At 54.8% G+C, this 23,232-nt stretch carries 17 protein-coding genes; 14 read left to right on the forward strand and 3 right to left on the reverse strand.

The features are described from left to right. Positions 1–282: 282 nt before the first annotated feature. From fae to FHW16_RS22390, 5 genes are all read left to right on the forward strand, one after another. A complete protein-coding gene (gene fae, locus FHW16_RS22370; RefSeq protein ID WP_182551511.1) occupies positions 283–822 on the forward strand; it encodes a formaldehyde-activating enzyme in 540 nt (179 codons plus the stop codon). A gap of 620 nt (positions 823–1,442) precedes the next feature. Continuing rightward, on the forward strand, positions 1,443–2,891 hold the full coding sequence (locus FHW16_RS22375; protein WP_182551512.1) for a sensor histidine kinase: 1,449 nt from the start codon (positions 1,443–1,445) through the stop codon (positions 2,889–2,891). Further along, positions 2,888–3,583 (forward strand): response regulator transcription factor, encoded by a 696-nt coding sequence (locus FHW16_RS22380; protein WP_182551513.1) that lies wholly within the window; start codon positions 2,888–2,890, stop codon positions 3,581–3,583. Before FHW16_RS22375 ends, FHW16_RS22380 begins: the two co-directional genes overlap by 4 nt. Positions 3,584–4,150: 567 nt before the next feature. Then, positions 4,151–9,448 (forward strand): autotransporter domain-containing protein, encoded by a 5,298-nt coding sequence (locus FHW16_RS28920; RefSeq protein ID WP_182551514.1) that lies wholly within the window; start codon positions 4,151–4,153, stop codon positions 9,446–9,448. Positions 9,449–9,553: 105 nt separating this feature from the next. Beyond that, a complete protein-coding gene (locus tag FHW16_RS22390) occupies positions 9,554–11,440 on the forward strand; it encodes a jacalin-like lectin (protein ID WP_182551515.1) in 1,887 nt (628 codons plus the stop codon). A gap of 189 nt (positions 11,441–11,629) precedes the next feature. On the opposite strand, the gene FHW16_RS22395 is transcribed toward FHW16_RS22390, so the two are convergent. Then, the gene (locus FHW16_RS22395; protein ID WP_182551516.1) at positions 11,630–11,866 is read right to left on the reverse strand and encodes a WGR domain-containing protein; all 237 of its coding nucleotides are present in this window, start codon (positions 11,864–11,866) and stop codon (positions 11,630–11,632) included. Between the two features lie 250 nt (positions 11,867–12,116). Between FHW16_RS22395 and FHW16_RS22400 the strand changes: the two genes are divergently transcribed. Both FHW16_RS22400 and FHW16_RS22405 read left to right on the forward strand, forming a co-directional pair. Further along, positions 12,117–12,764 (forward strand): transcriptional regulator, encoded by a 648-nt coding sequence (locus FHW16_RS22400; RefSeq protein WP_182551517.1) that lies wholly within the window; start codon positions 12,117–12,119, stop codon positions 12,762–12,764. 313 nt (positions 12,765–13,077) lie between these two features. After that, the gene (locus FHW16_RS22405; protein WP_182551518.1) at positions 13,078–13,545 is read left to right on the forward strand and encodes a hypothetical protein; all 468 of its coding nucleotides are present in this window, start codon (positions 13,078–13,080) and stop codon (positions 13,543–13,545) included. 392 nt (positions 13,546–13,937) lie between these two features. On the opposite strand, the gene FHW16_RS22410 is transcribed toward FHW16_RS22405, so the two are convergent. Further along, positions 13,938–14,471 carry a Fic/DOC family protein gene (locus FHW16_RS22410; RefSeq protein ID WP_182551599.1) on the reverse strand — a complete coding sequence of 178 codons (534 nt, stop codon included), beginning with the start codon at positions 14,469–14,471 and terminating at the stop codon, positions 13,938–13,940. 864 nt (positions 14,472–15,335) lie between these two features. Then, a complete protein-coding gene (locus tag FHW16_RS22415; RefSeq protein WP_182551519.1) occupies positions 15,336–16,418 on the reverse strand; it encodes an ABC transporter ATP-binding protein in 1,083 nt (360 codons plus the stop codon). 101 nt (positions 16,419–16,519) lie between these two features. On the opposite strand from FHW16_RS22415, the gene FHW16_RS22420 reads away from it, so the two are divergent. From FHW16_RS22420 to FHW16_RS22450, 7 genes are read left to right on the forward strand one after another with little or no spacing between them, the layout of a single operon-like run. Then, positions 16,520–17,212, forward strand: coding sequence for a GntR family transcriptional regulator (locus FHW16_RS22420; RefSeq protein ID WP_348643924.1), 693 nt, complete (start codon positions 16,520–16,522; stop codon positions 17,210–17,212). Then, entirely contained in the window at positions 17,209–18,195 is a 987-nt protein-coding gene (locus FHW16_RS22425; RefSeq protein WP_182551521.1) for an alpha/beta hydrolase, read from the forward strand. Before FHW16_RS22420 ends, FHW16_RS22425 begins: the two co-directional genes overlap by 4 nt. 25 nt (positions 18,196–18,220) lie before the next feature. Then, entirely contained in the window at positions 18,221–19,423 is a 1,203-nt protein-coding gene (locus tag FHW16_RS22430) for an ABC transporter substrate-binding protein (RefSeq protein WP_182551522.1), read from the forward strand. A 44-nt stretch (positions 19,424–19,467) separates the two neighbouring features. After that, positions 19,468–20,391, forward strand: coding sequence for a carbohydrate ABC transporter permease (locus FHW16_RS22435; protein WP_182551523.1), 924 nt, complete (start codon positions 19,468–19,470; stop codon positions 20,389–20,391). Then, the gene (locus FHW16_RS22440; RefSeq protein WP_182551524.1) at positions 20,388–21,221 is read left to right on the forward strand and encodes a carbohydrate ABC transporter permease; all 834 of its coding nucleotides are present in this window, start codon (positions 20,388–20,390) and stop codon (positions 21,219–21,221) included. Before FHW16_RS22435 ends, FHW16_RS22440 begins: the two co-directional genes overlap by 4 nt. Before the next feature lie 26 nt (positions 21,222–21,247). Continuing rightward, a complete protein-coding gene (locus tag FHW16_RS22445; protein WP_182551600.1) occupies positions 21,248–22,129 on the forward strand; it encodes a TIM barrel protein in 882 nt (293 codons plus the stop codon). Next, entirely contained in the window at positions 22,126–23,121 is a 996-nt protein-coding gene (locus tag FHW16_RS22450) for a Gfo/Idh/MocA family protein (protein ID WP_182551525.1), read from the forward strand. Before FHW16_RS22445 ends, FHW16_RS22450 begins: the two co-directional genes overlap by 4 nt. Positions 23,122–23,232 lie beyond the last annotated feature (111 nt).

The raw sequence follows: 23,232 nt of genomic DNA on the forward strand, positions 1-23,232 counted from the left end.
CCGACCGGCGCGCGTGCGCGCCTTTGTGGATATTCTTGAAACAATGGAGCGGGAACGGCGCCGTTAGCGCCGGCCTCGACGGCATCCCAGAACGGGGCGGCGACAAGAACTGATCGTTTAGTCATGACTTGGTACTTTGTACCCTACGATCGTCGCAGTTCTGGCCGTTTGAATTATGATTCGGACCGCCTTCGTAGAAACCAGCTAAATAGCGACTCTTGGTCAACTCGACCACCGGTGTTATTGCTCATAATTTTACAAATGCAATTTGAAGGAGTTGGCATGACCGATATTTGGTTTAGGACTGGGGAAGCAACGGTGTTGGCAGCGGAGGGGCAAGTGACTGATGCCATGCCTGAGGTTGTGCTAGGGTCGGTAAGGGGACCGGTTGGTCAGGCGTTTGCATCGATGATGGGACAGGTAAAAGGCCATACACGCATGTTCGTCGTTCGCGACCTTAACCAGGCCGTGCGTCCTGCCACGCTGATGACGACTAAGGTCACTATCAAAAACATGGCCTATGCGGAACTGCTCGGTGGTGTTGTCCAGGCGGCAATGGGTGATGCAATTGTTGATTGTCTTATTGAAGATGTCCTTCCAAGAGATCAGGCCGACGATCTTTGCATGATCATTACTGTCTGGCTCGATCCGCGCTGCGCGGAAGATGAAAATCTTGACCGTAAGGATCTCTATCGGACCAACTACGAAGCAACGAAGCTCGCCGTATCACGTGCGATGACTGGTAAGCCTACGGTTGAAGAACTGATCGCCAACCGCAAGACAGTTAAGCACTACGCACTGGATGGGGTAGTCGATTATTGAACTTCCGCTGGGCTCTAAAGCATCAGTAATCCGAGTGGGCCGCTTTATTTTGCTGAACCGCCTCGTGTTTGGTGCGAGCTAAAACGGGCGAGAGATCGCGACGCGTTGCTCATTATTCGATGGCATTCAAGCCAACATGGGGGACATAAGACGCGCCATGCAAGTTCAATGCTGCAGGAGTGGCAATTCGTTTCTCCGAAACCAACTGGCTGTCATCCGCGCGTCAGGTATTCTCACGTCAGCGAATTACGCATCGACTATGGGCTGGATTACAGGCCAGCCGTGTCGCCAAATGTGTGACTTGGTCCGATGCGGACGTGCTCTTGAATGATGTGAATCTATCCTAAGCTATTGAATAAATATAGTTTTAAAAACTCCACAGTTTTGGGATCACCACCCCCGTATTGCAAAAGCTTCTTCATAATTTATCCGACGAACCGCTAGGACGCATGCGGTGTAGAATAACAGCGGCTTTTGACGATTGCACAGACCAATCCAATGGAATTCTGATCAATTCTTGCAAAGCAAGCCCCACGCTTGCTTCCTCTTGCAACTCCTGCAAGGTTCAACATTCGAAATAGGAGGGGTACGGTAGGGGAACCCCGTGCGAATACTCAGGGATGCTTGATCTCAAGACCGTTCTGGTTGTCACATTCGCAACCGCAAGCCTGCAAGCCGTTATTTGGTTCTTTGTCTGGCTGGCATGGCGCCATCTTTATGAGCTGAAATTTCTTGCGGCTGGTTTCATTGCTATTGCCGCGGGCGTGCTGCTTATACTCCTGCGCGGTGAACAGCCAGCATCCTGGGCAATCGTGCTCCACAACACGATTATCAAACTGGGCCTTGTGCTTTTGGCCGAGGGGCTCGCGCGCTTTCTGGGACAGCCACGCTACATTTGGATTGGTATTTCTCTGCTGATCTTCCAGATAGTGGCCTGGAGCGTCGCTGTTGCAGTTGATCCGGGCAATCTCGCCATCCGCATTCATACTTCGACCATCTTTACAGTGGTGATTATGTCATTGATGTGCTTCGGGCTCATGCGGGACCGGACGCAACGCCCGCTTCTGCGCTGGATCACGATCGGTATGCTTGCCGAATATATGGCGGCCAGCATTATCCAGAGTGTTATCGAGATCCGGTTGCCGGCTGATTTCCAAAGCGCTCCGGTTCTGGCTGATCGCAACGCCTGGTATCTGCTGCAAGGCACACTGTTTCTGATCGCATTCTTCGCCTGCTTGCTCTTTATGGTCAGCTCGCGCTTGTCCTCCGACCTGCGCGAGAAGAACGGCGCCTTGTTGCGGGAGGTGCAGGAACGAAGACGGCTCGAAGGCCAGTTGAACGCAAGTCTGGAGGCCGAGCGCGCTCTTCGCGACGAGCAGGCAGACTTCATGCGCATAGTCAGTCACGAGTTCCGTACCCCGCTCGCCATTATCCGCAATGCAGTCGACATGATCGGCCTTGTTGGTAACAGATCGCCCGAAGCAACACGGGAACGGATTGTTGGCATCGGTGAAGCGCTGGATCGCCTGTTTTCCCTTATCGACCGCTTCATGACCAATGATCGCGAAAGCGGCTTCCGACCAGATCCGATACGCATCGGTTCCCTGATCGCGGATGTACGCCTGCATTTCGAGATGACCGGTCGTGGCGAGCGTTTGGTCTTTACCACCGATGACGATGGACTTTCGCTTTTCGCCGATCCTGAAATGCTGGCGACGGTCTTAATCAACCTCATCGACAACGCGCTCAAATACTCTTCGGCCGACCATCCGATTGATATCGATGTGGGCAAGGAAGGTGGAGATGTGGTTATCCGGGTTCGTGACAATGGTATCGGTATTCCGTCGGCGGAGCTTCACAAGATCGGCCGACGCTTCTTTCGAGCTTCCAATACAATGGCAGGAACCGGAACCGGGCTCGGTCTCTACTCTTCACGCAAGCTGCTTGCCTATCACGGTGGCAAACTGCAAATCATTGCGAATGACGAGCAGGGCATGACAGCAATCGTGAGACTGCCTCTGTCGAGCGAAGCGACAGATCAAACTTCGCTGAAGGAGTTAACGGCATGACACATATTCTCGTCGTAGAGGATGAGCCACGGTTTCGTAAGGATCTGGCCGATTTCCTGGAGCTGACGGGCTTTAAAGTGGAAACGGTCGCGACGGCAGGAGAATTGCGTCAGGCGCTCGCGGGCAGCAATTTGCCTGCGGTCATTATCCTCGACGTTGGATTGCCCGATGGGAATGGATTTGAATTGGCAACTGAAATCAGGAAGTCGCATAGCTGTGGTATCATCATGTTGACGGCACTTGGTGACAGTGATGACCGTATCCGTGGCTTTGAGAGCGGTGCGGATATCTACCTGGTCAAACACAGCACCTTGCGTGAGATTGAAGCCGCAATTCGCAGCTTGTTGCGACGGACGGGCCACTATCCTGCCTCTGCCAATGGTAAAAATGACCGATGGGTGCTGGACGGCACGAACTGGACGCTGACGGCGCCCAATCACCATTCCCTCAAGCTGACTGCAACCGAGTTCGCCTTCATGAACGTGCTGTGCAACCGTTTGGGCGAAATCTGTGCGCGCGAGGATCTGTTGGAAGCTCTGGCCCGTCCCAGGGTGAGCTTTGACAACAGGCATCTCGACGCCGTCGTCAGCCGGCTACGCCGCAAACTGGAGGAGCGCACCAACCTGCCAGCACCGATCAAGGTGGTTTATGGCGTTGGCTATACCTTCACCGCCTCCGCTACAGTGCGATAAACCGCTTGACGATTGTATCCATGCTCTGCTCGACCATTCCGCACCTGACGCGGTGCGCGCCGCATCGTTGCCTCCAGTGCGATTGGATCGGACGACAGCCGAAGTCCAGATTGCGAAGGCAAATTCTATATTTTCGTGGCGTTCGTGTGGGCGCTAAAGTTCGCCTTTGGTGAACTGCAAGAAAAAATTTGCAAGGTTAATATTGAAAGAATTAGTAAGAATTAGTAAGAATATAGTATAATTTAAGTGTTGACATGTTTTTTTGCATAGGCATTATTGTTAATCTAGGAGATATTATTCATTATCTCAATAATATATCTATATCGAGATAGTTAACGGGCGGAGGATATTTATGTCTTTGATGATCGCATTAACTTGCTGAGCTGACCGCTGCGCAAAGACAAAACCGTCTGGGTTAACAGCTGAAATAAGTGAACGTATGTGATGACATACCACATATCAGGGGCATGCGGGGGTCTCCCTGTTCACCCGGTGATGTTTGTGAGAGCGCGCCAGTTCGATAGCGCGCCTTGGCGCCGTTCTGGTTGTAGGGGAGGGATATTGAGAATGGTAGGACGGTTGGGGCGCGCGCATCGCGATATGGGAGGAATTCTGGGTTCTTATCCCAGCACACTGAAATGTACTCTTGACGCTACGACAGCGCTGTCCTCAATCGATACTGGCAAACATTCTGCTTTCCGGCCAGGAAACACCTTCGCCTCCACCTTGGCAACAGGCTCTGTTCTCGCGCTCTTGCTCGTTTCCGGTTCCGCATTTGCGGGGGGCGGCGATGGCGGAGGCTCCTCTGGCGGGGCAGGCGGCGGCATTGATGCCAGTCATTCGGGGCAACCGGGACAGGATGGTCAGGGCTCGGCAGCTGGCGGTGGTGGCGGCGGACCCGGCGCCAACGGTGGCGATGGCAGCTACGGATCCGGATCGGGAAGTGCCGGGGCGGGCGGCAACGCTGGAAGCGTAGCGGGGACTAATGGGAGCGCGGGTGGCGACGTGACCGATGCTACTTTTGCCGGCGCTGGCGGTGGCGGTGGCGGTGCGCATGGATATATAGGTGCCACGATCCCGACGGGCACCTTCACTGGCGGAGATGGCGGCAGAGGCGGAAACGCAACAGGGATCGGCGTTGTCAATACGGGCGGTGATGGTGGAGGCGGTGGGGCTGGCGGCTACGGTGCTGTTATAACCGTTGGCGGAGCGGGCGCTGTATTGGCAGGTGACAGCCTAGCCGGAGGACAAGGCGGAAAAGGCGGTGATGCTACATATGAGGCCGGCGATGGCGGCGATGGTGGAGCCGGATTGGCATATCAAGGCTCGTCCCTGACCGTTGAGGGGAACCTTAGTGGCGGGGCAGGCGGGGCCGCAGGAAACACCACCAGCCGCGCCAATGGTGGCGATGGCGGCATCGGGTTAATCCTTGATGCCGGAAGCCTGGTTCAGGCGGGCCATATCAACGGCGGCACTGGTGGCATCGGTGTCCGCAGCAATGGTTCGGGTGGCACGGGCATCTATGCCGTCAGGGACAGCGTAACCATCATCAATTCCGGTTCGGTTTCGGGAGGTATGAGCGGCGACACAACCAGCCGTGCCAATGCAATCGGGTTCGCCGGAGGCGTCAACCGTCTGGAACTGCGCAAAGGTTCGGAGATCACCGGCAATGTTGACGCTACAGCCGGAACTGATGATACATTTGCCCTCGGAGGTGGCGTGGCATCGGTCTTCGACGTTTCTGCGATTGGCGATAGTGCGCAATATCGCGGCTTTGAGGCATTCGAAAAGACGGGTGCGAGCACCTGGACACTGACTGGGACGACGACTGCGCTCATGCCTTGGACGGTCACTGGTGGAACGCTGAATATTTCCTCCGACGCATCGCTCGGTGACATTGCCGGCATCGTCAATCTGGCAGGGGGAAAGCTGCAGGCCGGCACCTCTTTTTCATCCGCCCACGGTCTGCTGCTCGGCAGCTCAACCTCCAACAGTATTGACACCAACGGCTTCGATCTGACCCTCAGCGGGGTGATTGCCGATGGTGCGAATAACAACAGCGGTAACTTCGTCGACAAGCTGGGTGCCGGCACACTGACGTTGAGCGGCGCCAATACATATTCAAACCGCACCGTCCTCAACTCGGGAACGCTCGCACTCAGAGGTGCCGGCACGATCGGCACGGGCAATATCGTTGTCGGTGCAGGAACGGTGTTCGATATTTCCCAAGTCGATGCGAGTGCACGGGTCATCCAGCTCAACGGTACCGCCAGCAGCATTATTAACCTCGGTTCCAAAACGCTTGTGCTTGGCTTTGGTAACTCCTCTAGTGACTGGAGCGGTATCATCGCGGACGGTGGCATTGGCGGAGGCAGCGGCGGCGACGTCGTGATCGCGGCACCGGGCGGCACTGTCAGGTATTTCAACCTGCAGAGCTACACAGGTGGCACCACTATTGCGAGTGGAACCCTCGAACTTGTAGGCGCCGGAGCGCTCGATGCCGCAGGCGCAATGACAGTGAATGCCGGCACGATGTTCAACATAGGTGGTCTCGCGCCTGCGGGAACAGCCATTGGTGACCTGAACGGTGCCGGCGCGGTGGCGCTGGGTAGCAAGTCGCTTACATTCGGCACAGCCAACGATGGTACGTTTTCCGGAAGCTTCACCGGCACGGGATCTCTCATCAAGCAGGGCAGCGGCACGCAGACGCTTGGCGGCAACAGCACTTACACAGGTGGCACAACAGTATCGAACGGCACGCTTGAGATTGAAGGTTCGCTTGGTAATACAGCAACGAGTGTAGCCAGTGGTGCGACGCTCGGTGGCTCCGGTTCGATCGCCGGCGGTGTGACCATCGCCGATGGCGGCGTGATCGCACCCGGTTCCAGTGCTGGTACGATGACGGTTGGCTCGCTCCAGCTTGGTGGCAGTTCATTCCTCGATTATGAGCTTGGCCAGGCCAACATAGTAGGCGGTGGCACCAATGATTTGATCGAAATCACCGGCGGCCTTACTCTCGACGGGACGCTGAATGTCACTGACATTGGCGGCTTTGGCGCGGGGGTATATCGCCTGATGAACTACGGTGGTGCCCTCATCGATCGTGGACTGACGCTTGGCGGGTTGCCAGCGGGCGTCAGCGCTTCCGATCTCTTCGTCCAGACGAACATAGACGGTCAGGTTAACCTGATCAGCAGTGCCGGCGCTGTTCTGAATTTTTGGGACGGGAGCAATACGGCCATGCACGACAACGGTGTGAATGACGGCGGCGATGGTGTGTGGGATGCGGCCGACCGCAGCTGGGCAAATATGGATGGTTCCCTGAATGGCTCCTGGAACCAGAATTTCGCGATCTTTGCTGGCGTGGCAGGCACGGTGCGAGTGGACAACACCGCCGGTGATATCTTCTTCACCGGCATGCAATTCATGACAGATGGCTATGAGATCGGTGGCGGCACGCTTACCACAAATACGGCAGAGACGGTCATCCGCACCGATGCGGGCGTCCGGACTACGATTTCAGCGGCAATCGCGGGAAGCGGCGGGCTGGTGAAACATGATTCAGGAACGCTCATCCTGTCCGGCACCAACAGCTATACGGGTGGGACGGCGATCAATGGGGGCACCCTCTCGGTTTCATCGGATGTCAATCTTGGTAATGCGGCTGGTGGTCTAGCCCTCGATGGCGGGACAATACAAAACACGGCTGCATTCCAGACAGGGAGAACCGTCACCCTCGGGACGGGGGGAGGAACCTTCCATACCAACGACGATCTTGCTGTGAGCGGGCCAATTTCTGGCACCGGTAGTCTCACCAAGACGGGAAACGCCACGCTGACGCTCACAGGCGCCAACAGTTATACGGGAAATACCTTGGTCGAAAGTGGCACGCTTATTGGCGATGTCAGTTCGATCCGTGGCAATATCAGTAGTGATGGAACCGTTATATTCAGCCAAGCCGACAATGCGGCCTTTGCCGGCAATATTGGCGGATCGGGCAATATGGTGAAGGATGGTGACGGCACATTGCTGCTTGGCGGGCACAGCTCGCTGGATTGGAAGATCGAGAAAGGCCGTCTGAACAGCGCGGCCGAGCGTTTTGGCGGCAATGTCTCGATCGACGCAGGCAGTGGCCTTATCTTTGATCAGAGCGTCAATGCCACCTATGCAGGTATCGTCTCGGGCTCAGGTAATTTGGTCAAGAGTGGTGCAGCCGGGCTGGTGCTCTCCGGCGACTCTGCTGCTTTTACCGGCACGACAACCCTCGCTTCCGGCGTGCTTGCCGTGAACGGTACACTCAACGGTACCCTTGATGTGCTAGCCAACGGACGTCTTCAGGGTACGGGAACGGTCGGCACGACGATCCTGTCCGGTACAATCGCGCCGGGCAATTCGATCGGCACACTCACAGTCAATGGCGACTATACGCAGCTCGCCGGTTCCAGCTATGAGGTAGAAATCGATCCGAGCGGGAAGTCGGACCTGATAGATGTTAGCGGCGCAGCAAAAATCGGGGGAGGCACGCTCTTTGCCCTTAAGGCGCCGGGCGGGTATGATGCGGGAACACGCTATACCGTTCTGACCGCTGCCGAGGTGACCGGCACCTATGACGTGCTCGACCAGAATACACCCTTTGTCGACCTGACGCTCACCTATGATCCTGCTGCTGTCTATCTGGACGTTACGCGCAACGCTGTCTCTTTCTGTGATGTTGCCGCGACCGGCAACCAGTGTGCAACCGGTAACGGCGCAGAGAGTCTGGGACCCGGTAACCCAGTTTATCATACCATTGCCGGCCTGCCGGACGGCGAGACAGCGCGCGCTGCCTTTGATCAGCTCTCCGGCGAGATTCATGCTTCCGTAAAGGGTGCTATGCTGGAGGACAGCCGCTTCACGCGCGAGGCAGCTACGGCACGCATCCGCGCAGCCTTCGAGGGTCCCGTGTCCTCGACGCTACCGGTTTTTGTATATCGCCCCGAAGGGGAAGCAACGGCAGGAGAGGGCAAAAATGCAAGTGCTTTTGCTCCTGCTCCAGGCAATGTCGATCGTTTTGCCCTGTGGGCTCACGGCTTCGGCTCATGGGGTGAAATCGACGGAGACGGCAACGCAGCTTCTCTCGGCCACGATACTGGTGGGTTTTTTATCGGTGCGGATGCACCGATCGGCAATTGGCGTATTGGCGCCCTTGCCGGCTATGGTCATTCGTCCTTTGATCTCGATCAGCGCGTTTCGTCTGGATCCGGTAACAATTATCATCTCGGCATTTATGGCGGCGCGCAATGGGGCGCTTTGGGTCTCAGAACTGGTGCCGCCTACACCTGGCATAGGATTGAAACCGCCCGATCCGTTTCCTTCACCGGTTTTGCCGACCGATTGCTTGCTGATTATGACGCTGGCACCACACAAATCTTTGGTGAACTCGGTTATAAGATCGAACAGGGCAGTTTCGATTTCGAGCCGGTCGCGGGTCTTGCCTATGTGAACCTGCATACGGATAGCTTCGCGGAAAAGGGTGGTACCGCGGCGCTGACAAGCCAAAGTTCCGACATCGACGCAACATTTACGACGATCGGTTTGCGTACTTCGTCCAGCTTCGCATTAGCAACGATGAACGCATCAGTGCGTGGAATGCTGGGCTGGCGTCATGCTTTCGGCGATACGACGCCATTTGCGGCAAACGCTTTTGCTGGCGGCGAAACGTTCGTAATCGCCGGTGTGCCGATCGCCAAGGATGCTGCCATTTTGGAGGCTGGTATCGATCTTGCGGTTTCGTCCAATGCCACGCTTGGTGTGTCCTATTCGGGGCAGATTGCAAACAACACCCGAGAGCATGGTTTCAAGGCCGATTTTACGATGAACTTCTGAGAAATACAGCATCGCTGAGATTGGCATACTGTAGCACTGGCTGCATCGCAGAAAAGCTAAGGCGAGTGGCGAATTGTTGTTCAGATGTTATCAATGGAGGGATAAATGACAAATTCCGATTGTTGGGTCCAGTTTTGGGAAAGCGATGACTACAAAAAGGGGACGCGCCGATTTGATAAAGCAATAGATGTACCTAACATGTCGGAATACGAACTCGTAAATCCTGACGGGCGCGACAGAGAACTAGACGATAACGTTGACTCACTAAAGACCGGAGCGACCGGCTGGCTGGAACTGTACATTAAAAAGAACTATGACGGAAACGTCTTGCGGGTCCCGCCGAACTCCAGCTATCCAAACCTCGATGACTACAACATGGGAGGCAATACGAACAGCTTTCGCCTCTTTAGTCACCGACCGATCACCTGGCCTGTATCCGACATAGATGCTCCAGGCGAATGTTGGGTCCGCTTTTATGGCGCCCCTCGATTCAGCAGCGATTATCCAACTCGAGTCAACGGTCCCGGCACTGCCGATCGCTTTTCCTTGTGGGGTGGGACAAATGTACCGTGGTCACTCACTACGGGACCATCAACCTGGGTCAGGCTTTATTCCGATAGGGACTTCGGCGGTTCACCGATCAGTCTTGGACCCAACTCTTTGATACAAAATTTTTCCGCCGGATTCGCGATGTCGACACCACAGAGCCTGAAAGTATTCGACACTCGACCAAATGACTGGATCCCCAGCACCCCTAACGGGCAGAATGTCCAAACCCTGCTCAGTCTTGAGGAGCAGAATGCAAGCGAATCCCTGGAGTCCCTAATAGCGGGGATCGCCGGTACCGTACCCCAAGTTGGCACGGCGCTGGAGTGGCTCGTCGGCGCACTATGGCCCAGTCCCCAAGAACCGATGCAGGTATGGGACAGCATCAAGCTATATATCGACGCGTTATTGAGCAGTCTGATCGAACAGGCTAAGGCCGATTACTTGCACAGCACGCTTAACGGAATCTACCGAGTCTTGATCTCCTACAATCAAGCCGAGTACGGAACTAGTCAAAAGGGAAGCCTGTTTTCGTCCCTTCTAACAGAAGTCCGCGCGGATCAGCCATATTTTGTAGATCCAGATGACCCATCGAGTACATTAATCTACATGATCCCAATGAGTACAATTCTCATCGTTTTGCTTAGGGAACAAGCCCTGTTTTACGAAGAAATTTACTTAGAAAAAGACAAAATAGCAGAAGAACATAAGAACATAGTTTCTGAAAACATCACACAGCTAACTGCACTGGCAAATTCTGGAGCGAAAGACGCGTTGGTTTGGCGTATAGGGCAGATTGAAATATCGAATGAAGGAGGAAGTTACTATGTCATCGATCCTCCGGCCAATTACAAATCTGGGAAATACCCTTCACTGGCATTTGCCGAGGAGCAGCTATTACAACGTCAATCATACGTTGGAAACGAATACAAAATTCAACTAGATGCCCTCCTGAGTCCCGTTCGATTGTGGAAATATCTTTCCGTTGAGAATACAAAGGTTCCGACCCGCGAATATCACCAGGTACAAAGCTTTCTCATCTCGGACAATGATCCGTCCCAAACACCTTTCAAGGATGACCCAAGTTCGCCGGTTACGGGTGTCGTCTTGCGGAGCGGTAGTATCATCGATTCTATTCAGATGATCTACGGTGGGCAGCCCGGGCCGATACACGGCAGTCCGAGCAGTGGTAAATCCCATCACTGGAACTTCGAAGAGGGCGAAGCCATCATCGGAGTTTTTGGCGGTGCGGGGGGCGCCGTCGATCAACTGATTTTTCGCACAAACCTTGGTCGGGAGATCGGCACCGGAGGATCCGGCGGAAACTATTTCATTGCTTTGGCCCCGCAGGGCGTCAACGCCAGTCTCGTGCGAATTGATGGATATCAGTCTGAGAAAACCCTCGAAGCTATTCGCTTTACCTGGGCTTACCAGCGTTACGTGTAAAAACTGGAGGCCGCGATGGGCGGAGAGCTATCGCTCGGCAGAAGCAGATCCAAGCCTGTCGCAGCTCTTCGAGGCGTTACTATAAGCGCCTTGTTTGTAAAAATGAGGCTTTAAGAGAGATTGTAGACATTCAAGCTACAATCCAAATTGCTTGAGAAGCACCTCTTATCGGCATTTTCAAAGGAAGACTTACCAGTAGCCCTTGCGCTGCTTTTGACGCGCCAGTTTTTCAAGGGCAGTGACAGCATCGGTAGCGTCAGAGAACATGGACGACTTTTGTCGTCCCATCGATCCGATCCGGCCCCACGTCCGCACCAAAGCGGTCGCTCCGAACAGAGTGGGCTGCAGCGACAACGAATAGTATCGAGCCATATTCTGCGCCGGATCTATTCGCTGGTAATGCAAGTCAGTGAGTTCGCCCGCCATGGGTCTAGTATCAGCTCATGGCCCTTATCTTTCCAGTTCAAAGATTGAATCGGATTGGCTCGACTGATTCAATTTGTTGATGAATGGCGGCGTGGTCGCGCACAGTTCCATAAATCCCGTACAGTGATCCGGATTGCCGGAAATATCGCGAGTGGGATAGACCTTCAGTGCGGTAATTGTTATCTGCGGGACCCGTTGCGATGTTCAGGACATCGCCATTACATGATTGTAGGCGTTCAAGGTTTGTAAATTGAAAAAAGCTCAACGCGGTTTTGCCATCGAGTACAAATCGAGCCGGCGAAAATCCGAACCGAAATCAAACTCTATTTGGGGAAACATTAATCTCACAGCTGTTGTGCAGGACATGCAGGAAGAGAAGTCGTCATTCCTGCAGGTAGATGCGCAGTCTATTAGCCCAGCAGGAGAGGGGAATTTGCCTGCAGGAGACCCGGCCGAGCTATTCTTGACAGAGATGAGTGTACACCAGACAACTGTACCAAATTTGGAGGAGACAATAATGGCTGATGAAGATACGACGATAGATGCCGGAGCTCCCGCTAATGTAGCGCCCGCTGCGCCGAAGATGCAGCGCAAACCTCGAGCCAGGAAGGCAGTCGCTGAAGCGGGGCCTGTAGAGATTGGCGTGGGAACGGCAGCTGGAAAACAGAAGAATGCACGCAAGCCGAGGTCCGACCAAGGTAAGAGCAGAGCCAAGCGCCTGCCTATTAGCCATGCTTCGAAGACAGCGCAAACTGTGACAGCATTGACGAGTGCTGCGATTGATGAGATTGCTGATCTTGAGGAACTTGAGGAGGAAAACCGTAAGTTGCGCGCGCTACTGGCCGAGAAACTCCGTGCCGAAAATGCCGAACTGAGAAAGCGGCTCAACCTCGGCTAATTGGTATGCATCGGCACGTGATGATTGTTCACTGGTTGATTATCGCCATCTCGTTTTGCATGCTGGATGCGAACTGATCGATTTCTGACTACGGGTGTGTGTGGACAATGCTAGTAAATCTGGATCATTCCTGCCATTTGATAGTTGTCATAGCCTTCTTAGGATTGTGGAATAGTTCGGCGGGGAAGGCCCTACCGGCCGTCATAACCAAAGTCGATATTAGTAACAGAGCCTTAGTCGCGCGATCTCATCACGCTTGCCAATTAATATGGCCGGTGTAATTGTCCGCGGATCAAAGCCACAGGGTAAAAGCATGAGACTTTCATCTCGAATGATTAAAGACTATCCAAATTTATCAAAATGGATATCCGAAAATATCCCGAAGACAAAGTATAACACAAAGATATTCAAGGCGTTCATGCGGCACTCTCAGCTAAGCGAGGTTGCCGCCAACTTGGCTCTGACACTCGGCAGCCTGCCGACGATAGACTGTCGGGCTATGGTTCAAACACCCCACAAACGAAAACCTGGCCACATGTTGAAAGGCCAGTTTGATCATAGGTACAAGAATACCGTTTTTATCGCATTGAGTGTTTGTGATAGTATCGAGAAGTCGGGCATATATGAAGACCCCGAAACAATGCGCCTTATGATTGAACGCACGGTTCTGCATGAGATGGTTCATTGGGGAGATTTCAAGGATGGCACGTCTCTTCCGGGGGAAGCAGGTGCTGAATTCGAGAAGGAGGCCTATGGAGGACGGCTAGTCCCCATGGTTTGACCCAGTAAGTGGCACATTAATGCCGTCGGGATATCCCGACGCCGAACATGTCAATTCGCGCCGCGTACCTCGTCTGGTCTTTCAAATGGCCAATCGCACTTTCGGGCCTATTGGTGTTGAGTTTCACCAGCTCCAAATGTGCTCAAGCCCAGTCAAATGTGGGCTCGAAAGAAAGCAAAGTGCAAGGGCAGTAAACATTTACGCAATGCTCTGAGTTCCATAAATCCCGTACTGTGATCCGTGGCATCGGATTTGGCGAAGCCTTTTGTCAATTGCATGGCTTTCGGTTCGAATCCTCTCAAGGCGTTCAAGTTTCGTTACGAGTTTCCTGCAAACCACCCCCAACTGGGTGGCCAGCCCTATAAAGAAAGCAACGGTCTCGGTGTGCATGATTACTGGGTGGAAGAAATGATATCCATGATTAAGTCTGCCAACGGTTGCTCGTTGCCATCGAAGCTTTGGATCATAGCGTCCCGAACACGCTCCCTTCCAAGTTCCTCGACGTCGAACGGCAATCCGGCATTATCCGTCAACAGGGATAAGAACGTCAGCTGAGTTCGGCCGTTGCCTTCTCGGAACGGGTGAATCGCGTTGATTTCCGCAAGAATGTGAGCGGCATTCGAGGCAAATTCAGGCGGCAGCATATCCATAAGGAAATTCAGCCGTTCAAGAAATGCAAATACAGCTTGCATCTGTTTGTCGATGTATTCGGGATAGCAGAACCAGTTGCCGCCCTTACCAATGCGAATGGTTCGCGGCTGACCTGCCCATTCATAGACGTCCTGAAACAGATGGTGGTGGAGCGCCATATAGTGCGGGTAATCGAGCCGGCCGTATGGAAACTCTTCGTCCGCACGGATTAGGAACAGTGCCAGCTCTACTTCATCTAAATCGTCTTGATTCTGTAAACCAAGTTTGTTGCGCAGGACCGTGGTGCCCGGGTAACAGAGCGGGTCGGATTCAGCGGTATAGCCACTATTTGCGCGTGGTTTTTGCCAGCTGCTCTTTGACTAAAGTACGACGTTCGTCGCCGGTTTTGCCTCGAGACTCAGCTAACGCCGTTGCCATCCGTGGCGTCAGTTTCATACCCTCGACGGCACTTATTCTTTCGCCGCGCGTACTCGTAAGCGTCCAACTACTTTTAGTAGTTTCACGGGCCGGATGATGAAGACTGTGATTTTTCATGAGGCGAAGTCTACTACAGCCCGCGGAACCTGGGCAATAGGAACTTTCAAGGCGACTTCGCTCGTCAAGGAAGCGTTGCTGGCTCGCTTAGAGATATTGTAGACATTAAGGAACCAATCAAAAACGGATCGAAGATCCGCTATTATCGGCATTTCCAAACGAAGCTTTTCAAAGCATCTGCGGCGCATATAACCGATCGATTTCTACTGACATGCACACTTGTACAGACCAATGAACTATGTCCTCCTCCCAGACACACTCTCATGACCGTGGCGGGACCTTGGCATTGCTTGCAGCCGACCAAATAACTGTGCTCCGGAACCCTCCCCAACTGTCCCTCGGAGCAGTACGGGCCCTGTCGGTTCGAAGCGCATCCTTCCACCCCCAAATCAGAGTAACGTCCAACCAAGCCACTTTAAATGTACGATACCAACAGTTCTCTTGGTCCAGCTTTTGGAGTGTTGGGAATACCGTTGGCTTTCAGTACGGTTCGAATTATTGCTGGCCCACCGAGCCAATCGGTCCCATCTCCCCGCAAGGCATTGGGACTGGCAGATCAAGTACTGAGTTTGTCCTTGGCACCATTGGTGCCCCGGATTCATTGTTCAATTGACCCGCTGTCCGTTTTGACTATCAAAAAGATGGACGTTGGAAGGCTCGCCCCGGACTGAAATCCGTTCGCCGACCTGAACTTCTGCGGCCCTCGGGAACTCGATGGTGATCAGTTTTTCTGTGCCGGCGTCGAGGTAACCGAAGGTCTGGCTTCCAAGCCGTTCAACCACCACCAATTCGCCGCTGAACCATGCGTCGCCGGCATCGCAGACAGTCAAATCTTCCGGGCGAATGCCGAAGGTAATCGTTCTTGCAACCGAGGATGACCGGTCCTGGACATGGATTGCCGCTTTGCCTGCCGACAACTGCACAACGAGATTATTGCCGGCGGATTCAACGAAACTCACGGGGAAGGTATTCATCGTCGGGCTGCCGATGAAACGTGCAACGAACAGGCTTGCCGGTTTGCGGTAAAGGTCGAGTGGGTGCCCGATCTGTTCGACGTGCCCGGCATTCATCACGACAATCCGATCGGCCAATGTCATAGCTTCCACTTGATCGTGGGTGACGTAAACAGTCGTTGCCTGCATGCGGCGATGCAGCTTGGCGATTTCAAGTCGCATCTCTACGCGAAGTGCCGCATCGAGATTGGACAATGGTTCATCAAACAGGAAAGCCTTCGGGCGGCGTACAATGGCGCGGCCCATAGCAACCCGCTGGCGCTGGCCACCCGAAAGCTGTGCGGGGCGCCGTTCAAGATAGTCCTGAAGTTTGAGGATATCGGCAGCGCCTGTTACGCGCTGATTGATCTCGCCGGGGGGCTCGCTGCGCATCTTCAGTCCGAATGCCATATTCTCTTCAACGCTCATATGCGGATAGAGCGCGTAATCCTGAAAGACCATGGCTATATCACGGTCCGACGGCGGCAGGGCGTTAACCACCTTTTCGCCAATCCTCAATTCACCGGCGCTGATTTCCTCCAATCCGGCGATCATGCGCAACAGGGTGGATTTTCCGCAACCGGACGGACCAACAAGAACCAGAAACTCGCCGCTCGCAATGTCAATGTCGACACCGTGGATCACGGGAACCGTGCCATAGAGCTTTTTGATCTGCTTCAGGCTGATCGCTGTCATGTGTAGTTCCTCCTCTGCCAATACGTTATTGACTTGCATTATCGATATCAATATCAATAATGATAATTCGCGCAGTCCGCAACTTGAGAAGAGAGCCAGCAGTGTCAGACACCATCGCTTCGCGGCCAATCCGTCCGTCGCGCAATCCGGCTGCCTCCAAGGCATCCACCGTGTTCGACTCGCTCAAACGCGATATCATGCTTGGTGAATTGCGTGCTGGAGAGCCGTTGACGGAACTGGACCTCGCCGCCCGCTTCCAGTGTAGCCAGGGGAAGGTCCGGGAAGCGCTGCTGCAATTGCAGGAAGAGGGACTCGTACTGCGTCAGGGGCACCGCGGCACGCTGGTATCAGCCTGCACCGTCGACGAAGCGGTCGAGATGTTCCGGGTGAGGCAGCAGATCGAGTGTAACGGCATCATCCGGGTTCTGCGCTACAAGAGCCGCACGCTGATCTCCGACTTGCACGAGATCGCAAGCGATATGGTGGATGCGGCGAAGGCCGATGACGAACTCCAACTGGCGGCATATGACCGGGATTTTCATCGGAGAATCTTTCGTGATGCCGATCTTCCCGCACTCGATCCGATCCTTCATCGCTGCCTCGTCCATAATCATCGGTTCAAGATATCAAGAAGTATCGGTTCGCGCGATCTTATGGCCACAGCGTTGCGGCATCGTGCCATAATGGAAGTTATCGAGCAGGGCGATGTTTCTGCTGCGACGCAAACCTTGCGTCATCATATCATGACAATCGTCGACTTCGGACCGACCGTATTTCCGGACGCGGATCAATGAACGACGTGCCCGGTTCCTGCAATGAGCTTTCCACGGATATGCGTGAGGTGTTGCTTCGCGCGGAGCGCGAATTGGGAACGCAGCCCGACCCTACATTGCTGACGCCCGCCGAAGGCAGGGCACAATCTGAACGCGCAAACGCGCGTAACAACGTCGATCTGCCGCCGCTCGCTGTAATGACGGAAGTGCTCGTTGCCGCTGACACAAAGCTTGGCTCCTCGGCCTGCCGTCTGCGCGTTCTGGTTCCGCACGGGGCGGGTGCTGGAGCTGTCATCTTTGTGCATGGCGGCGGCTTCGCTTTTTGCAGCCCCGAGACGCATGAACGATGTGCCCGTGTTCTTGCCAGCGAGATCCGGCTGCCTGTCCTTATTCCCGATTACCGTCTTGCGCCGGAACATCCGTTTCCAGCGGGTTTGCATGATGTTGTCGCCTGCCTGCGTGCGGCATTCACTGCGACCGCGCAGGCAGGCGTATCAGCGGGACCGCTTATCATTTCGGGAGATTCAGCCGGGGCAAATCTCGCCCTCGCTGCGATCATGCATGAACAGAAGGCAGGGCAATCGCTACCATCGGGTGCACTTCTGTTTTATGGCACTTTTGATGCTGGTTTCAATACGGATTCCTATCGGCGTTTTGCCGATGGCCCTGGACTGACGCGCGGTAAAATGCAGCGTTACTGGGACTGGTACTGCGCGGATCATCATGCGCGGCGCAATCCTTTGGCTGCTCCGCTTCAAGCCGATGATGACGCGCTGCGATCCTTGCCGCCACTTTATCTTATGGCTGCGGGCATAGATCCGCTCCTGTCCGATACGCTTCTTTTTGCCGAACGGCTGAAAGCGGTCGGCCGCGATGATCCCCTGTCAGTGGTGCCGGGGGTCACGCATGGATTTCTGCAAAATACCAATGAACTGGCCGCAGCGCGGGAGGCGCTTGCATCGGCCGGTGAAACTGCCCGGGGAATGATCGGTGGCATTCGATAATTGCATAATAAAGGTGGAGGAAACAATGAGCATTCTCAAGAAGCTGGGTATCAGCTGCGCATTCCTGACCGGGTTGGCGATGAGCACGGCCAACGCGGCTGAAACGGTACGATTCTGGTATCATTTCGACAATCCAGAGAATCCGATGTCGGAACTCGTGGCGAAATTCGAGGCCAAAAACCCGGATATCAAGATCGAAGCTGAGAACGTTCCATGGAACAGCTATTACGATAATCTCTATACGTCTTTGGTTGGCGGCAACGCACCCGACGCCGGAATGGTCAAGCTGTTTGCGCAGCCAAGACTTGCAGAAATGGGTGCACTCGAGCCGCTTGGCGAACGTATCAACGCTTGGCCAGGCAAAGCCGACCTGCTGGACAATCTGTTGGAGTTGAACAAGGGGCCGGACGGTCAGCAATATTATCTGCCGATCCAGTATGTCGTGCTTTATCTCTATTATCGTGCCGACCTGCTCAAAGATGCGAACCTCAATCCGCCCGCCACCTGTGAGGAATTTCGCACAGCAGCTCAAAAGCTGACGAAGGCGCCTGACACGTATGGCTTTGGCCTGCGTGGCGGCAAGGGCGGCTGGGATCAATGGGGAGCATTTGTCTTTTCGCAAGGGGCTGAGCTCAAGCCGGGCGGTTTGACCACGCCAGCGGCTATCGCCGCCAACCAGTGGCTGATAGATCTGTTCCAAAAGGACAAGGTCATTCCTCCGTCAGCGCCCAATGACGGCTTCCAGGAAATTGTCGCAGCGTTCAAGGCCGGCAAGACTGCTATGACCATCCACCATATCGGCTCGTCCAATGATTTGGTCAAAGCGCTCGGTGACAAGGTCTCCGCGGTGCCAGTCCCTAAATGCGGTGGCAAGCAGTGGACCTCCTATGGTGACGAATCCTTGGCGATATTCTCTTCTTCACAAGTGAAGGATGCTGCCTGGAAGTGGATTTCCTTCCTGGCGGAAGCTGAAAACAACGTGGCCTTCAACAAGGCAACCGGCCAGATGACCGTGACCAAGAGTGGAGCTGAACATTGGACCCTGCACGAACGCCGATTTGTTGACGCGACGGTCCAGTCCTTGCCTTTTGCTCATGTATTGCCTCAAAGCACCGCGACGGCCGAGTTCGTCAACACCGCGTGGCAGACGTCAATGCAGCAGGCGCTCACTGGCCAGATCACGTCGCAGCAGATGATGGAGCAACTCGAAAATCTGTTCGCGCAATAGCGTGTTCAGATGCTCCTCATTGGTCACAGCAAGAAAGTCAGCCCATGTCTACGCTCGCACCAGCTGCACCGGAAGATCTTAGACAGGTACGCCCGCTTCGCAGCAGGCTGATGCCCTATGCTTTACTGGTGCCGGCCGTGCTGGTGACATTGTTCGTCGTTTTTTTTCCGATGTTCCAGGCTGTTGTCACCAGCTTCTATGATGTCATCCTGTGGAAACCGAACGCCAATCGCTTTGTTGGCTTTGGCAACTATATTAAGCTTTTGCGTGATCCGGTTTTCTGGACTTCGCTCGGCCACACGGCAATCTGGATCGGACTGACGGTTCCGTTGCAGATGGGGCTTGGTCTTGTCACGGCACTTCTGCTCAACCGTGAATTTCCCTGGCGCGGCCTGGCGAGGGCGCTGGTCATCATCCCCTGGGCACTGCCGAGTGTGGTCATCGCCTTGATGTGGCGCTGGATTTATGACCCGACCACGGGGGTGCTCAATGATATCCTGCTCTATCTCTCCATTATCCATTCGACGGTCCCTTGGCTCGCCGATCCCCACCTCGCGCTCTACGCGGTGATCGCTACCTTGACCTGGCAGGGCTTTCCGTTTTTTGCGGTGATGATCCTGGCTGGCCTGCAAGGCATTCCGCAAAGTCAGTATGAAGCCGCCTCGATCGATGGTGCCAGCCCTTGGCGGCAGTTCGTCCACATAACGCTGCCAGGAATTGCGCCCGTTCTGGCAACCGCAGGATTGCTGCGGATCATCTGGGTTGCCAATTCCATGGACGTGATTTTTGTGATGACCGGCGGCGGTCCGGGCTATGCGACGCACACGCTGCCGCTCTACGCCTTCATCAAGGCGCGTCAAAATCTCGATTTCGGTTATGGGACAGCGATCGCCGTAACCTTCACGATCCTGCTCGGGGCGATCGTTGCCGTCTATATCGTCCGCACGCTGCGCGAGGTGGAAAGATGAACAAGCCTTCGACGCTTCGGCGCATTCTCACAACCGACATTCCTGTTGTTCTGATCATCCTTCTCGCCATAGGGCCATTTGTCTGGATGATGCTCACCTCGCTGACGCCGACCGCGCAGCTGTCTGCGTCAGGTGTATCCTTGTCACCGGCTGGATGGAGCATCGACAATTATGCCCGGCTTCTCAGGCAGACCTCGTTTCTTCACAACATGCTTGACAGCCTGATCATCGCCGGCGGCACCGTGATCCTCGGGCTCGTCGTTTCGGTTACCGCAGCCTATGCATTGTCGCGCTTTCGGTTTGCCGGACGCAAGCTGATCATGCTGCAGTTCCTCCTGGTCAATATGTTCCCGATAGTGCTCCTGATCCTGCCGCTTTTCGTCCTGATGCGGAAGATCGGTATTCTCGATACCCATATCGGGCTGATCCTTGCCAATTCGACGGTTGCCATTCCTTTTGCCGTCTGGATGCTGACCAGTTATGTGGGTGCCATTCCACGCAGTCTCGACGAGGCGGCAATGATCGATGGCTGTTCGCGGCTTCAGGCCCTGCGGCGCATTGTTCTGCCTCTGGCGATGCCCGGCATCATTTCGACGGGTATTTATATCTTCATCACCGCCTGGAACGAGTATCTTTATGCTCTGACCCTGGGTGGCCGCAATGTCCGGCCTGTTACCGTAGCGATCCAGACCCTGATCGGTGAATACCAGATCGAATGGGGTCTGCTTGCCGCAGGTGGCGTTGTCGGTGCGCTGCCTGCCACCCTCCTTTTCCTTCTCGTTCAGCGCCGTCTTATCGGTGGCCTTACTCAAGGGGCGGTGAAGGGATGACCCATATTTATCAAAGAGGACCTATGATGAATCCCATCGGATTGATCTCCATGCAATATGCAAGGCCATTTACCGCCGAGCATTTCCCCCTGTTCAAAAAAATGCGCGATCTCGGCTTCGACTTTGTCGAACTGCTTGTGCCTGAACCTGGAGAAATCGATCTTGCCGAAACCAGGCGTGCGCTGGAGGATGCAGGACTTGATGTTGTGCTTGCAGCGCGCGTCAATCTTCAGCGTAACCTCTCGTCAGATGATCGGGATGCGCATCGCGCCGGGATAGACTATCTGCGCTATACGGCAGACTGCGCGGCAGCGCTCGGCGCGCGCGTGGTCGGCGGACCATTGACGGGCAATCCACTGGTGTTTGCCGGACGCGCTCCTCTGCCCGTGCCGGAGGCAGAGCGGCTGGCGCGCAAGGAGCGCTGTGTCAAAGGTCTGGTGGAAGCGGGTAACCATGCTGCAGATGCGGGTGTTCTGCTTGCCATCGAGCCGCTCAACCGGTTTGAAAGCGATGTGCTGTGTACGACACAGCAGGCCATCGAACTTCTCGACGCAGTTGATCATCCGGCCATAAAACTGATGCTCGATACCTTCCACATGCATATGGAAGAAGCGTCAATTGCCGAAGCCATACGGCTGGGCGGAGCACATCTGGTGCATTTTCAGGCAAATGAAAACCATCGCGGATTTCCGGGTACCGGATCGACAGACTGGGTTTCTGTCGCTCGGGCGCTGCATGAGATCGGCTACAGGGGACCGGTATCGTTGGAACCGTTCCGACGTAATGACGACCGTTTTGGCGTTCCTTTCGCACAGTGGCGTCCGCCTCATGAAGATGAAAGCGAGCGCCTGGCGGCAAGCGCGGCCTTTATCAAATCCCACCTCACACTGACGGAATATCGGCGATGACATTGAAAATCGGCTGGATTGGTTGCGGTATTCACGCAACTCAGATGCTTCTTCCGCAACTTGTTCGCCACGATGTCGAGATCGTTGCACTGTGCGATATCGACGGTAAACGCCTGGCGGATGCAGGCCGGCAATTCGGCGTATCCCGCCTCACCAGCGATGCCGAAGAGTTGATCCGCACGTCCGGCATTGATGCTGTCGGCATGGCTGTGGGCCCCGAGCAACACCTGCACTTCGGCAAACTGGCTCTTGAGCGAGGATTGCCCGTGTTCATGGAAAAGCCGCCTTCAGGCACGGCGCACGGCGCGCGTGAATTGCGTGCAGCTTCCGAACGCTCTGGAAAACCGTTGCTGGTCGGTTTCATGAAGCGTTATTCTGTTGGCAACAAGATTGCCCACAACATCATCCAGTCGGGGCGCTTCGGGCCCATACTTGGACTTACAGGATATTACATGACAGCACCGGGATATTTTACCGGCAATGTCGACTATACTGGCTTCTTCCTGCATCACTGTGTGCATTATATGGATCTGGTATCGTTTTTTGTATCGCCGGTGCAGACCATCTCGGCCCGGAAGGTCGAGAAAACGCCGGGCAGGGTGCTCTTCCACGTAGGCTTCGAGTTCGAGTGCGGCGCCATCGGCAATATCGCCATGGGCACAATCCAGTCGCGTGGTGCGCCGGTTGAACGCATTGAACTGATGAGCGATCATCAGCGGCTGGAAGTGGATGACGTGATCGAGGTACGCTGGAACCGCAATCCACCATTCAAAGTGGATGATCCGAATGCGACGCTCACCGATGACGTCGATACGCTGATGTGGAAGCCGAATTTCACCGCAGCGGCAAATGAAGATCCGAAGGGTTATCATTCGCTCTTGGCCGATGTAGTGCCGGCGCTTGGCGGCGCGTTGACCGCTGCCCCTACCATCCATGATGGGGTAATTGCGATGGAACGGCTCGAGATATTGCGGCGGGAACTTGCTTTGTAGAAACGATAGGGCTTGTCATGCTGTTTCAGATGGATTCAAAAGTGGCGGCAACTGCAGAGATCAAGCAAGCGCTCCAGGCGCCGCTTTCCATTCGATGATGGCGTTGAGGCA

The sequence above is a fragment of the Phyllobacterium myrsinacearum genome (assembly GCF_014138285.1).
Taxonomy (GTDB): domain Bacteria; phylum Pseudomonadota; class Alphaproteobacteria; order Rhizobiales; family Rhizobiaceae; genus Phyllobacterium; species Phyllobacterium myrsinacearum_A.